The sequence below is a fragment of the Rhizobium sp. 21-4511-3d genome (genome assembly GCF_053522545.1).
On the sequence record NZ_JBNWCF010000022.1, the window covers coordinates 28,884 to 42,140 of the forward strand.

The window sequence follows — 13,257 nt, forward strand, 5'->3', positions numbered from 1 at the left end:
AGAGCGCCCTTATCATCATCATCCTGGACGGGAGCGCCAAAAGGATGGGGTAGTCCAACGCATCGGCGGCGTTCCCCGGCCATGTCAGCTTTTTCATGCGAGACCGCCGTTTGCCTCGTTACCGTTGGATTGGTCTACAAGGAATCAATCTGGCTTTCCGACTTCAGCGCCGCTGAATCGGCCTTATGCAGCGTGGCTGCAGCTTTCGAGAAGAATTATGGTGCCGATCATGCCTCATCCCCATTTGCTGACAACGGCGCGTATTTTTTAATATGAGCCAGGTGCGGCATCTCGCGGAACCAGGCGCTATCATCCGCAGCGTCAAAGCCAGCGGAGGACAATAATTGTTGCGAATACCGCCGGACCTTGCCCTTGTCGTCCAACTTGAACTTGCCGGTTCTCTCATTGTAAACCGCAAGCCATTCAGCGTGCAGATCCGGATACGGGTGCTTTACAACGCAGCAATCGTTGTGATCGCGATCATAAATGGATGGGACCTTAACGACGTCGGTCATGGAACGCCTCCTACAACTGAGGTTTCTTGAGATGGACGAAATGATGTTTGTATAGGCTGCGAAGGTCGCTATCACCGGACAAAACGCCGAGATCAATTTGCTCTATCCAGATCTGCGAAAGCTTCATCTTATGCCGGAGCAGGGTAATTTTGGTGTCATTGCTCATGTTCTCTCGATCGAACTTTCACCTGATGCTTCGAATTTTGTGCGACCTAATCGCAGAGATGAACTGGCAATACTCCGTGAGCTGTTCGATCGGCAAATTGGTAAAGCTGGGGGCCATTTTCTATCACGTTATTTGATGGTTGTACGCTGACGAGGTTTCGCATCCTGCCGGCGAGCTTCGAGCCGCTGCAATTCTGCCTCGATGGTCTTTCTGATGAATTCCGAGCGCCTGTTCGTTCCGACGGCGGCGTCGATGCGCTCCTTCTGACCGGCGAAAAGCCGGACCATAAGCTGTTCCAGATCCATTTTTGGTCTGCCACGATGCGTCATGCTCGTGAAATATTCTTGATTGTTTACCGTGTCAAAACCCACTTCTCGCGGATCACATCTGATACGCCGAATGATGGCGGCGAAGCGCCCTTCGTTACGGCCTTTAGTCTCCTTGCCCGTCGGTTCGTCATCCTCCAATGCGGCCAAGCCACGCTCCGTAAGCCCATGGTCGGCGTCGATCTACCCCGCCGAAAGCAGAGCCGCGAACAGAAGTTTGACTCGGGCCCGCGTTTTCCTGCGAGCATTTCCAGCATCTCTATCTCCTGATCAATCGGCATATGACTTATCGAGGATCGCGAAGTGTACGTCACCTTCACGGTCGGAAGGGACAAAGGGCTGCGGCGGTGGGCTAGTCCGGTGAATGACTGTCACGGACGCATCACGCCAAAGGCTTCATTCCTGATATATTAGCCATGTGCTGGGAAGTCACATTAGAGGATTGAATGAGGCGCCCCTTTGTTCATCATCTTGAAGTCTGTGCGAAGCTGGCCCGCAGCAAAGGTGGCAGCTTACTGGGTCCCTAAGCCGTTGGCCGATGCTCGAGCCAAAGCTGCGGAAATCACAGGAGCAGCGCGCGAACGCCGCGAGTTCTTGCGGGGCCCGCTGCACTGATGCATCGGGTTTCATTGGCTGAAGAAACCGCGCACAGATGATGATGGCACGGTCGGATGCAAACTTATGGGCATGGCCGTGTCAGCCGGCTTTGCAAACGCCTGCTACAAAAAGCCCATATCGCAGTTCCGTTGACGCTCATCATCACGCGGGAACTGGGATCGCCGCAAGTGGTTCGAAACATTGCAAATCAGCAAAAGGAAACAGGAGCGCCATTCGCTCAATCGAAGGTCCGCCAATGGTCTGACGCCTGCTCAGACTGAAGTCTTATATGAGATTTCTTGTGGAACCTAAAAACCTGACAATCATTTTATTGCGGTCTGAACACTTGAGGTAAGGCCCCATGAAGAAAATTATTCTTGCTGTCGCTGTCGCTTTCTCGTCCATTATTGCGGTCCCGGCAGCTTCTTATGCTGACACCGTCGTCATTCGCACTGATGACGGTCCTCGACTGCATCGCGGCTGGGAACGTGGCCACCACCGTGGCTGGGATAATAATCGGAGAGCACGGCTGGTACGGGAAGATTATCGTCGACACCCGGCGGGTTGCTTCACGAAACGAGTTGTAACCTATCGGGATGGCGAGCGAGTTTCGCGGACGACCAAGGTTTGCCGCTAACCGAAGCCAAGTTGGCCTCACGGAGCCGGGGAGTAATCAAACTCTCCGGCTCCCGTCGTTTTACGAATAGCATGCAGGGCTGGCGGGGTGGCGAACATCTTCGCGGGAACTTATGCACCTTTGCATGTTATCCACCACGACAAGCCTCCAGTTGGCGGCGCTGGAGTTCGAAATCGGAGCGATCTTAGACCAATTTGACGGTGTCAATGCTGTCCAGGCACTTGCCGTCGGCTGATTGGGTGGCTTCCTGATGAAATGCACCGGGTACCGCTTCCATCAGGAGGACGACCTCGCTCCCACGGGCACCGCAAGTGCAGTGGACAACGGTCATATCACTTTGTGCCGGCAGTGAATCCGTAGTCGGTTCCGTCGCTCAACATCCAGACCGCGCCGGAAATAATGCCGCCCCACATGAGGAGCGACAGGCAGATCGCCAATATCAAGGGACAGCCAAAAATTCTCATCGTCAAACTCAGGATGCTTCCTGGCGCCTACACGTTTCCCAATGGTCGAGCTGCGCCCAGCTCGGCGGATAGCAACGGCCTGCCCCGCCGAAGCGGCTCCTGAAATGTTCGAGCTCCAGCGGTTGCCTGTTCACGACCTTATCGATCAACGTTTCGAATGCGGCGACAGCGCCCTGGGCATATGGCCGGGCATGTCGAAGCCCCAGGACGGCTCCGGTTATTGGTTGGTCCCCCTTCAAGGATAAGAGCTGATCGAACGCTTCCCATGGTGGCTTGTGCTTCGTCAGGGTTCGACCTTAGGTCGAGTAGGGACCAGCCGTTCGCCCAGCGCATGACTTTATGATCCCAACGAGGGCCGTGAGAACCAGGACGACGAAGGCCTGGGCAAACCTTGACAGCTGTCAATGTTTGAGCGAAGCCCGATGACAGCTCGATACCAGCAAACACCGGGCGGATGCAGAAAACCCGTTCAGGTGATACAGATAACGTCTGTGCTGGAAAGCCCATGATGGGACTGGATTTCGACCCGGCCTGGCTAACAAAGTGAAACCCACATGACACCACACCTTTCCCTTCCGCGCGACCGAATCTCCGTCCTTCTCCTTGAGGGCATCAGCCAGAGCGCCGTGGATTATTTTTCGACCAGCGGCTACACGAACCTTGTTCATTTGCCCAAGGCACTCGACGATGCCGAGCTCAAAAGACATATCGCCGAGGCCCACATCATCGGCATCCGGTCTCGCACGCAGCTGACCGAAAAGATTTTTGACGCCGCCAAGAAACTCATCGCCGTTGGCTGCTTTTCTGTCGGTACGAACCAGGTCGATCTTGAAGCTGCTCGCCGGCGCGGGATCCCGGTATTCAACGCGCCCTATTCAAATACCCGCTCGGTCGCAGAGCTCGTCATTGGCGAAATCATCATGTTGACCCGGCAGATCTTCCCGCGTTCAGCGTCCGCGCATCAGGGCGGCTGGGAGAAATCGGCTGTCGGCAGCCGCGAGGTCCGTGGAAAGACCCTCGGCATCGTCGGCTACGGCAACATTGGTTCGCAGCTGAGCGCCCTGGCCGAGAGCATGGGAATGGTCGTACGCTATTTCGACCTTTCAGACCGGCTGCGTCGCGGAAACTCGGAATCGATGGCTTCACTCGGCGAACTGCTTGAGATCTCTGACTATGTGACGATGCATGTCCCTGAGACCGCATCGACCAACAACATGATTTCCGAACCGGAACTGCGTCGCATGAAGAAAGGCGCAATCTTCATCAATAACTCGCGGGGAACCGTGGTCGATCTCGAGGCACTCGCAAGGGTTCTCAAGGACGGTCATCTTGCGGGTGCCGCCATCGACGTTTTTCCCAGGGAGCCGGCATCCAACAGTGAGCGTTTCGAAACACCCCTGCAGGGTCTCAGTAATGTCATTCTCACGCCGCATATCGGCGGCTCGACCGAGGAGGCCCAGGAGCGCATCGGCGGCGAAGTGTCGAGGAAGCTGGTCGAGTATTCCGATATCGGTTCGACCATGGGTGCTGTAAACTTCCCGCAGGTTCAGTTACCCGAGCGCCCAAATGGCACCCGCTTCATGCACGTTCACGAAAATCGCCCCGGGATCCTTATCCAGCTGAATGAGATCTTTGCCTCGCGCGGGTTGAACATCGTCGGCGAGTTTCTGCAAACCCACGGTGATACCGGCTATGTCGTCATCGAAGCCGAAGGCGCTTCCAAGACGGCGGACGAGATCCTCCATGCGCTGCGCGCGATACCAGGAACAATACGGACGAGACTGGTCTACTAACAGCGCAAGCGATTGCGGCCGGCTACCCCGATGGCAGCGCCAGCGCCCTCCGTCACAATATTCGTTATGGAGAGCCGGGCGTCTAGGTCCTGTGAAGCCCGTCATTCGGTCCGCCTGGAGCGATCGTGGAAGCTGCCGGCCTGCCTGGACGATGGATGGCGGAACGATCCAGTCCTAGAGTAGGACGCTGTTTTGCAACGCAGCTTTGACCTTCCAGGCTCACGAGTATCCGGGCGTCAAGCGAAAGGCTGCGAACCCAGCAACAGGTAGCAAGGCTCGGGTTTGGGTCCCGAGCCCTTTCGCCTATTTCGCAGTCTTGATCTTGTTGACCTCTTCGGCGCTCAGCTCGCCGACGGTCGTCACTTCACCATTGCTGATCTTCCAGAGACGAAAAGGACCGGTAATATCACCGTACGGGTCGAAGCTGACTGGACCGATGACCCCCTCATACTTCACAGGTTTGCCCTCCTTGATGAGCTGCAGGGCCTTGGCAAATTCTTCCTTTCCCGCATGGATCGGCGTACCGCCATCGGCCACCACTTCCGGCATCGCAGCCTTGATGGCGGCGGCATCCGCTTTGCCCGCCTTGGCAATGGCGAGTGCGACGATCGCACCGGCATCGTAGGAGCGGTCGGCAGCCGGAGCAGAAGGCGAGATGCCGCCGGAGAAGGCTTCATAGTTGCCGTTGAAATATTCCGTGGACGCCGTCGGACTGGTGCCGGAGGAGGTGCCATAGGCGTTCTCCAGATACTGAGCGCCGACGCTCTCGATGAAGTCCTTGGAGTTCATGCCGTCGTTTAGCAGGAATGTCTGCTTGCCGCCGCCGGAAACCCAGGCGCGAGCAATGGTGGCTCCATCCACAGGCGTACTGACGAGATAGAGTGCGTCGGGGTCGCCGGCCATAGCAGCGCTGGCTTCCGAGGTGTAGCTCGATTGCTTCTCGTTATAGGGCGTAGTCGAGGTTATCGTGCCACCGAGCTTTTGATAGGCCGTGGCAAACTCCTTGACCATGTTTACGCCGAAATCGTTGTTGACGTTGATGATGGCGATCCTCTTCAAGCCCTGATCCATGGCAAACTTTGCGGCCGCCGTACCTTGCAGAGCATCCGAGGTGATGGTGCGGAAAAACACGCCGTTCGTCTTGCCGCTACGGCCGAGCTCGGTCAGCGTCGGTGACGAGGATGCGGGCGATACCTGCACGACGCCGGCCGGCGCCGTCACCGATGTCAGGATTGGAATCGAGACCGAGGAGATGATGCCACCGATGATGACGGGAACCTTCTTGATATTGACGAGCTGTGTGGCTTGATCAACGGCAACGTTGCCCTGGCTCTGGCTGTCGCGGGTGTCCGCTACAATCTTACAACCATTGATGCCACCGGCATCGTTGAAGTCACGGAAAGCCATCTCGACGGATTTTGCACCCGCCTGGCCATATTCACCGGCCGGACCGGTCAGCTCCATGACCAGGCCGACGGTAATGTCGCAGTCGGCGGCAAATGTCGGCACCGTGGACGCAGCAAGCGCCGCGACCATGGCGGAAAGCAGGACTGTCGTTCTCATTTTTGTTCCCCTTTGTTGAGATTGTACTTCATGATGCTGCCGTGGCGGCCTTCCCTGTCCCGCTCCAACGCATAGACGTCGCCCTCGATCGGTTTTGATTGCGCGAGGATCGCATCGATTTCGGCCATATCGCCTTGGCTGAGCGCGGTATCGGCTATGGCGAGATTTGAACGCAAGTGATCCCTGTTGCGAGCGCCGACGATCACGGCCGCGACCCCGGGCTTGGTCAGCATGGCGGCGCTCGCGATGGTCGCGATATCGGTGCCGTGCCGGTCGGCAATGCGGCGCAACGTTGAAAGCAGGGCCTGGAACAAATCCCATCCCCCGAAATCATCGATGATAAGCTTGTATTTCGTGAGCGATCGGTTTTCGAGCGGGTGCTCCGGCTCGCTTTGGCCGAGCCATCGATCACCGAGGAAGCCGCCGGCCACCGTGCCATAGCAAAGCAAGGCGAAACTCTTCTCCTGAGAAAGAGCCACCATGCGCTTTTCCGGACGCCGGTCGAGCAGCGAGTATTGCAACTGAAGCGAGGTGAAGGGCACGCCAGAGCCAATAATCTCATGAACGTGTTCGGTGTCGAAGTTCGTGCCACTGATCTTGCCGATCTTGCCGGCCTCGTGCAGTTCCTTCAGCCAGCCTGCTGTTTGCAACCAGCCCTCGATATCACAGGCCCACCAGTGGAACTGAACGAGGTCGAGGCAATCGAGGTTGAGCCGTTTGCGCGAGGTGTCGATGACGCCCTCGACATAAGCCTTGCTGATCCTTGGCAGCATGGCAAGATCCGGCACGAACTTGGTGTGGACGCGAATACGCGACAGCGCCTCTTGCCCGCGCAGGTTCCCATAGCTAACGCGGAAGCGGCCGATCAGCTCTTCGACGCCGGTATAGATGTCGGCGCAGTCGAACGTGGTGATGCCGGCATCGGCAAAGGCGATCATGTCCTCGACGGCACTGTCGCCATCGATTGCGCCATGCCCGCCCGCCAGCTGCCAGCCGCCGCGAATGACGCGGGAGATTTCATAATCGGGGGCGATGGCGATGCGCTGCATGTCGTTGTGCCTATTCGTCGGTCAAGGGAACCGCCGTGGTGGCGGCATGGCTGAAACGGCGCAAACCCGTGCGGGTGATCCTGAGCCGTGTCGAGCAGTTGGGATCAGGGCAAGCGATGTCGGCGTCCGTCGTCATCCAGTCGTTGCGATCCGTCGCACGCTGCTTGGCCGCGAGCAGCGGCAGCACCGAAGAGAGCGAGTAGATCGATATCCCCTGCCCGTCCGGCAGGTGCAGCATCTCGCCCCTGAGCTCGAAATGATCGCCGGGCTTGGCGCCGCAATAGACGGCGCCGCCCTCCGGAATGATCACGTCGACCCTGAGATCAAAGAGGTCGAAGCCGTCGTCTTTGAGCTCAGCCATCGATGTCTCCCGACGCGGTGGCTTCAGTGCCGCCATCCAGGCGCCCGCGAATGAGATCGAAGGAACGGCCGATGTCGTTCGACAGCGACCGCATCGCCCCCTCGGTGTCGCGTTTTTCAAGCGCCTCGATCAGCGCCCAATGATGATTGGTAGCGGCAAGTCCGCCCTGTTCGTCGTGAATATGGGCGGCCTTGCGGATGATCGCACCCGATTGCAGCCAAAGGCTTTCAACGATTGGGATCAGCACCTGCGAGCGCGCCGCATGATAGATATGGAAATGAAACCGCTGGTTCAGCGCCGAGGTCACATGGCCGATATCCTTGCCGTGCTCCTCGAAAGCCAGATCGCAATCGACATTGATCTGCCTCAGGACGGCAAAATCGTTATCCGTCAACCTGGGCAGTGCCAGCGCAACCATCTGGCCCTCGATCAGGATCCGGGCGCGGGCAAGATCATCAAGACGCTCGCGCGTGATCAGCGGCACCCGTACCGATCGGTTCGGAAGCGGTTCCAGCGCCTGCTCGGACACCAGCCGGCCAAGCGCCTCGCGCACCGGCATTGTGCTGGTCTGCAGGCGTTCGGCCAGATCGACGATGCGCAGAACATCGCCTGCATCGAACATGCCGTTGATCAGCGAATTGCGCAATTGTGCGTAGACCCTGTCGTGCAGCGTTTCGCGCCCAACCGGCGACAACTGATCGTCGCGATCGTGGCCACCATCGGTTGACCGGCCGGCTTGGACCCGCGCAGATGAGACTACCATCCCGCCGGCCCCAGACGACTGCGTTTTTTTGGGTTGCTTTTCATCATGCAGTAAAGTTTGATCAAACATCACCAATCAAATCAAGAGACTTCTTACTTCCATGCCTTTGCCAGTGCCAGACGCCCGATCGAAAATGGCAAAATCCGCTGAAGCGGTGATTGACGCGCGCGCTCTGATCAAGTCGTTCCAGGGCAACGTCGCCGTCTCCGGCATGTCGCTTAGGCTGGCTGAAGGCGAGATGCTCGGGCTTATCGGCCCGAATGGAGCCGGCAAGACCACGCTCTTCAATCTGATCGCCGGCAGCCTGAGGCCGACATCGGGCGAAATCTGGATCGGCGGCCGTGAGGTTTCGAAGGAAAACCCGGAACAGAGGATCGGCCGCGGCGTCGGCCGCACCTTCCAGATTCCGAAACCCTTTCCCGAGATGACCGTGCTGGAGAATGTGCTCGTCGGCGCACAGGCGCAGGACGGCGAACGGCTGTTTGCCAACTTCCTGCGCTTTGGTCATGTCAGGCGGCAGGAACGTCTGGCGGTCGACAAGGCGCGCGCGCTCTTGGAGTTCGTCACCTTGTCGGGTCTCGAAAAACAGCCGGCCAAGGTGCTGTCGGGCGGACAGCGCAAGCTGCTCGAACTCGCGCGCATCCTGATGGCCGATCCGCAGGCGATCCTGCTCGATGAACCGGCCGCCGGCGTCAACCCGGCACTCCTGGAAACGATCATCGAACGCGTGCTGGAGCTCAATGCGCAAGGCAAGTCGATCCTGCTGATCGAGCACAATATGGATATGGTATCGCGGCTGTGTTCGCGTGTCGTCGCCATGGCGCTCGGAAAGCCGCTTGCCGAGGGCACACCTGCCGCCGTCGCCTCCAACCCCGATGTCATCGAAGCCTATCTCGGAGCGGCGGCATGACCGCACCAGCACTTCAAACCCGTGCCCTCATCGCCGGGTACGAGCCTGACCTGCCGATCGTGCGCGGCGTCGATCTCTCGGTGGCGCCGGGAGAACTGCTGGTGCTGCTCGGGCCAAACGGAGCCGGCAAGTCGACCTTCGTCAAGGCGGTCGCTGGCGTGGTTCCCATCCACTCGGGAAGCGTCACACTCGGAGAGCGGGACATCACCAACGTCGCGCCCCACCGCAAGATCGGCGAAGGCCTGGCCTTCGTGCCGCAGACAGAAAACATTTTCGCGACGATGACCATTCACGAGAACCTGCAGCTTGCCGCAGCCGTCCTGCCAAAAAAGGAGCGAGCCGACAGGATAGCAGCACTCTATGGTCGCTTTCCCGATCTCGCCAGCAAGCCGTCGCGCCTCGCCGGGACGTTGTCTGGCGGACAGCGGCAGATGCTGGCGGTTGCCCGCGCGCTGATCGTCGATCCCTCCGTGCTCATCCTCGATGAACCGTCCGCCGGTCTTTCGCCGAAGATTGTCGGCGAGGTGTTCTCGATGCTGAAGAAGATCAACGCCAGCGGCGTTACCGTCATCCTCGTTGAGCAGAACGTCAAGGCGGCGCTGGCGATAGCCGGCCGCGCCGTCATTCTTGTCGAAGGCAGGATCAGGCACGAGGGCGAGGCCTCTATGCTGCTCGGCGACCCGCTGATCGCAAAGCTCTATCTCGGCACCACCAATGAGGCGCCGAAAGCATCATGAACCCGCAATTTCTGATGGATGGCCTGATTGCCGGCGCCATGATCGGCCTTGGCGCCATTGGCGTGACGCTGACCTATTCAATCCTGCGCTTTGCCAACTTTGCGCATGGCGAAATGCTGTCCTGGGGCGCCTACCTGGCCCTCGCCGTCAGCGGCGGCCTCGGGCTCGTGTCGACGTCATTGACGAAGCCAATCGGACCCTTCTCCTTCGGCTGGTCGCTGCCGATCGCAGCCGCCGTCGCGATCCTGCTGACCGGGTTGCTGGCGCTCGGAGTGGATAGAGCGCTGTTCGGGCGCCTGCGCGCGCGCGGCGGTGCAATCATCATCCTGGTGATGGCGAGTTTCGGCGCCTCACTTGCGCTGCGAAGCCTCCTCGAATTCATCTTCACGTCCAAACCCGCCTATTACACCAAAACGCTGCAGATCGCCGTGAAAATCGGCGCCGGGCTGCGGGCGACACCTGATCAGCTCTTGTCGCTCGCCCTTTCGGCGGTGGCGGTTGTCGCCGTCCACCTGCTGATGACACGGACCGATATCGGCCGCTCGATGCGCGCCGTCAGCGAAAACCCGGCCTTGGCGGGCATCGCCGGCGTCGACGTCAGGCGCGTGATCCGCGTCGTCTGGTTCGTCGGTGCCGCCCTTGCCTGCATTGCCGGCATCATGACCGGCCTCTTGGTGCAAATCCGCCCCTATCTCGGCCACGACCTGCTGCTGCCGCTCTTTGCTGCGGCGATCCTTGGCGGCATCGGCAGCGTCCCCGGCGCGATGATCGCTGGGATGATCGTCGGCCTATCAGAGGCAGCGGCCGTGCAGATCGTCGGCGCAGAGTGGCGAGCCGCCGTCTCTTTCGTCATTCTGGTGGCGGTTCTGCTTCTTCGCCCGCGGGGCCTATTCGGGAGGGCGGCATGAGCCTTGATCTGATCTCCTACGCCGCCTTCTTCCTCACCATGGCACTGACCTATGCCATCATGTGCCTTGGGCTCAACGTGCAGTGGGGCCAGACCGGCCTCTTCAACGTCGGTGTCGCCGCTTTCGTCGCGATCGGCGCCTACGTTTCGGCACTTTTGACAACCCCGGATGCACCCGGCCGCTTCGGCGGCTTCGGCCTCCCTATCGCCATCGGCTGGCTTGGCGGCGCTCTGTTTGCGGGAATGGCCGCTTGGCTGGTCGGCGCTTTGACCATACGGTTGCGATCCGATTATCTCGCCATTGCCACCTTCGGCGTTGCGGTCACCGTGCAGCTTTGCGTTCTCAACCTGGAGCCGCTGACCGGCGGCGCTTTCGGCATCGGCTTCATTCCGCGTCCCTTCGCAGGCCTCGCCGGCAGTCCGCTAGCATTTTCGCTTTCCAATCTTGCTCTGATGGCGGCCGTGGTGCTCGGGCTCTATATTGGCCTTCAGCATCTTGCCAACAGCCCCTGGGGCCGTGTTTTACGCGCCATCCGCGAAGATGAAAGCGCAGCACAAGCGCTCGGCAAGCGACCGACCCACTTTCGCCTGCAGGCCTTTACCATCGGCGGGGCCATTATGGGGTTGGCGGGTGCCGCGCAGGGACATTTCATCGGCTTCATCGCGCCCGACAACTATCTCCCGATCCTGACCTTCCAGGTCTGGGCCATGCTGATCGTCGGTGGCTCCGGCAACAATCGCGGCGCCATCCTTGGTGCGGTGGTGGTCTGGGGTTTATGGGCGTTGTCGGCAGCCGGCGTCTCAGCCTTCGTGCCGCCCGAACAGCAGGCGCGTGCGTCGTCGCTGCAGATCGTCATGATCGGCGTCGGGCTTTGCCTCATCCTTCTCCTGCGCCCCCGCGGCATTCTCGGCGCTTCCAACGCGCTGGCCTCGCTTCGAGGCAAGCGCCACCAGATCTTTGGGAAATAACATCATGTCCACCAAGCCCCCACGCGTTGCCCTCACCAAGGACCTTTCCATCAGCCGCATCGTCTGCGGTCTCTGGCAGGTGGCCGACATCGAAAAGAACGGCACAGTGATAGACCCGGACAGCGGCGCCGACATATTGCAGGCCTATGCGCGCGACGGCTTTGACACGTTCGACATGGCAGACCACTACGGTTCGGCCGAGCTCATCGCCGGGCGACTGCTGTCGCGCTATCAGATTGGTCAGCGGCCGGCCGCCTTTACCAAATGGTGCCCGGAGCCGGGACCGATGTCGGCTGAGGTCGTGCGTCGCGGCGTCGAGGAGCGGCTGACGCGGCTTGGTGTCGCCAAGGTCGATCTCCTGCAATTTCATTGGTGGAGCTTCGAGCATCCGGCATGGCTCGATGCCCTGCACGAGATGCAGAGACTGCGCGAGGAAGGGTTGATCGGCGCGCTCGGCGTCACCAACTTCGACGCCGGACATCTGGCGCTGGCGATTGCCGATGGCATCGAGATCGCCAGCAACCAGGTTTCGTTTTCGCTGGTCGACCGCCGGGCTGCGGGTGCGCTCTCGACGCTGTGTGCCGAAAGCGGCGTCAAGCTTCTCGCCTATGGGACGCTGTGCGGCGGCTTTCTCTCTGAAAAGTGGCTGGGCAAGCCCGAGCCGGTATCGGTCGCGGACTGGAGCCGCTCGAAATATAAGCGCTTCATCGATACCGCCGGCGGATGGGGCCCCTTTCAGGGCATCCTGAGCGCTGCTTCAACCATTGCGGCCAAACATGGTGTTTCGATCTCCAACGTCGCGAGCCGCTGGGTTCTGGAACATCAGTCGGTTGCGGCCACAATCGTCGGCGCGCGCATCGGCGAAAACGAGCATCGCGGCGACAACCTGAACGTCTTCTCCTTCGCGCTCGACGCCGAGGATCACGCTGCATTGAGTGCCGCCTTCGCCAGGACGCAGCCCATTCCTGGCGACTGCGGAGATGAATATCGCAAGCCGCCTTTCCTTACCGCCTCCGGCGATCTCAGCCACCATCTCGGTGCCATTGCCTCTGTCTACAGTGCTCAGCCCGTTCCTGGTCGTCCGGGCCGGCTGCGTGTCTCGTCCGGCAGCGTTTGGGAGCCGATCGCCGGCTATAGCCGCGCCGTGCGGATCGGCAACCGTATTGTCGTCTCCGGCACCACCGCGACTCATGGTGCAAACCGCTGCGTCGCGCCGGGCAATGCAGGTGCGCAAGCCACTTACATTCTTGACAAGATCGCGGCATCGATCTCCGCGCTTGGCGGCCGCATGGAAGACGTGATCCGCACGCGCATCTATCTGCGTGACGCAGATAAGTGGGAACCGGTTTCCCGGGCCCACGGCCGCGCCTTTGCAGCCATTCTGCCCGCCAATACGCTTATCGAGGCCGGAGGCCTCATCGGAGACTATGAGGTCGAAATCGAGGCGGAAGCGGTCTGCGATTGACCGCAGCAACAGCAGGCTGGGCAAGCCTTTGCGCC

The 13,257-nt window shown here is 59.9% G+C and carries 12 protein-coding genes; 6 read left to right on the plus strand and 6 right to left on the minus strand.

Annotated features, from left to right (window positions below):
• Nucleotides 1-227: 227 nt before the first annotated feature.
• Nucleotides 228-515 carry a hypothetical protein gene (locus ACQZ5H_RS30810; RefSeq protein WP_199629773.1) on the minus strand — a complete coding sequence of 96 codons (288 nt, stop codon included), beginning with the start codon at nucleotides 513-515 and terminating at the stop codon, nucleotides 228-230.
• A gap of 294 nt (nucleotides 516-809) precedes the next feature.
• The gene (locus ACQZ5H_RS30815) at nucleotides 810-1,157 is read right to left on the minus strand and encodes a hypothetical protein (protein WP_246777685.1); all 348 of its coding nucleotides are present in this window, start codon (nucleotides 1,155-1,157) and stop codon (nucleotides 810-812) included.
• Nucleotides 1,158-3,259: 2,102 nt separating this feature from the next.
• On the opposite strand from ACQZ5H_RS30815, the gene serA reads away from it, so the two are divergent.
• Nucleotides 3,260-4,498 carry a phosphoglycerate dehydrogenase gene (serA, locus tag ACQZ5H_RS30820; protein WP_449100004.1) on the plus strand — a complete coding sequence of 413 codons (1,239 nt, stop codon included), beginning with the start codon at nucleotides 3,260-3,262 and terminating at the stop codon, nucleotides 4,496-4,498.
• 303 nt (nucleotides 4,499-4,801) lie between these two features.
• Here serA and ACQZ5H_RS30825 read toward each other — a convergent pair whose 3' ends face one another.
• The 4 genes from ACQZ5H_RS30825 to ACQZ5H_RS30840 are packed head-to-tail and all read right to left on the minus strand — an operon-like array spanning nucleotide 4,802 to nucleotide 8,234.
• A complete protein-coding gene (locus ACQZ5H_RS30825; RefSeq protein ID WP_449100014.1) occupies nucleotides 4,802-6,034 on the minus strand; it encodes an ABC transporter substrate-binding protein in 1,233 nt (410 codons plus the stop codon).
• Between the two features lie 23 nt (nucleotides 6,035-6,057).
• Complete coding sequence (locus ACQZ5H_RS30830; RefSeq protein WP_203431284.1) at nucleotides 6,058-7,110, minus strand: aldo/keto reductase; 1,053 nt, start codon at nucleotides 7,108-7,110, stop codon at nucleotides 6,058-6,060.
• A 10-nt stretch (nucleotides 7,111-7,120) separates the two neighbouring features.
• A complete protein-coding gene (locus tag ACQZ5H_RS30835; protein WP_130279634.1) occupies nucleotides 7,121-7,471 on the minus strand; it encodes a TIGR04076 family protein in 351 nt (116 codons plus the stop codon).
• Entirely contained in the window at nucleotides 7,464-8,234 is a 771-nt protein-coding gene (locus tag ACQZ5H_RS30840) for a GntR family transcriptional regulator (RefSeq protein WP_449100015.1), read from the minus strand. Before ACQZ5H_RS30840 ends, ACQZ5H_RS30835 begins: the two co-directional genes overlap by 8 nt.
• 133 nt (nucleotides 8,235-8,367) lie before the next feature.
• On the opposite strand from ACQZ5H_RS30840, the gene ACQZ5H_RS30845 reads away from it, so the two are divergent.
• From ACQZ5H_RS30845 to ACQZ5H_RS30865, 5 genes are read left to right on the plus strand one after another with little or no spacing between them, the layout of a single operon-like run.
• The gene (locus ACQZ5H_RS30845) at nucleotides 8,368-9,144 is read left to right on the plus strand and encodes an ABC transporter ATP-binding protein (RefSeq protein ID WP_246777687.1); all 777 of its coding nucleotides are present in this window, start codon (nucleotides 8,368-8,370) and stop codon (nucleotides 9,142-9,144) included.
• Nucleotides 9,141-9,881: an ABC transporter ATP-binding protein gene (locus ACQZ5H_RS30850; protein ID WP_148195235.1), complete on the plus strand. Its 741-nt coding sequence runs from the start codon at nucleotides 9,141-9,143 to the stop codon at nucleotides 9,879-9,881. The genes ACQZ5H_RS30845 and ACQZ5H_RS30850 overlap by 4 nt, the downstream gene beginning before the upstream one ends.
• On the plus strand, nucleotides 9,878-10,789 hold the full coding sequence (locus ACQZ5H_RS30855) for a branched-chain amino acid ABC transporter permease (protein WP_199629779.1): 912 nt from the start codon (nucleotides 9,878-9,880) through the stop codon (nucleotides 10,787-10,789). The genes ACQZ5H_RS30850 and ACQZ5H_RS30855 overlap by 4 nt, the downstream gene beginning before the upstream one ends.
• Entirely contained in the window at nucleotides 10,786-11,757 is a 972-nt protein-coding gene (locus tag ACQZ5H_RS30860; RefSeq protein WP_199629780.1) for a branched-chain amino acid ABC transporter permease, read from the plus strand. Before ACQZ5H_RS30855 ends, ACQZ5H_RS30860 begins: the two co-directional genes overlap by 4 nt.
• 4 nt (nucleotides 11,758-11,761) lie before the next feature.
• Nucleotides 11,762-13,222, plus strand: a complete 1,461-nt coding sequence (locus tag ACQZ5H_RS30865) for an aldo/keto reductase (protein WP_203431286.1) — start codon at nucleotides 11,762-11,764, stop codon at nucleotides 13,220-13,222.
• Nucleotides 13,223-13,257 lie beyond the last annotated feature (35 nt).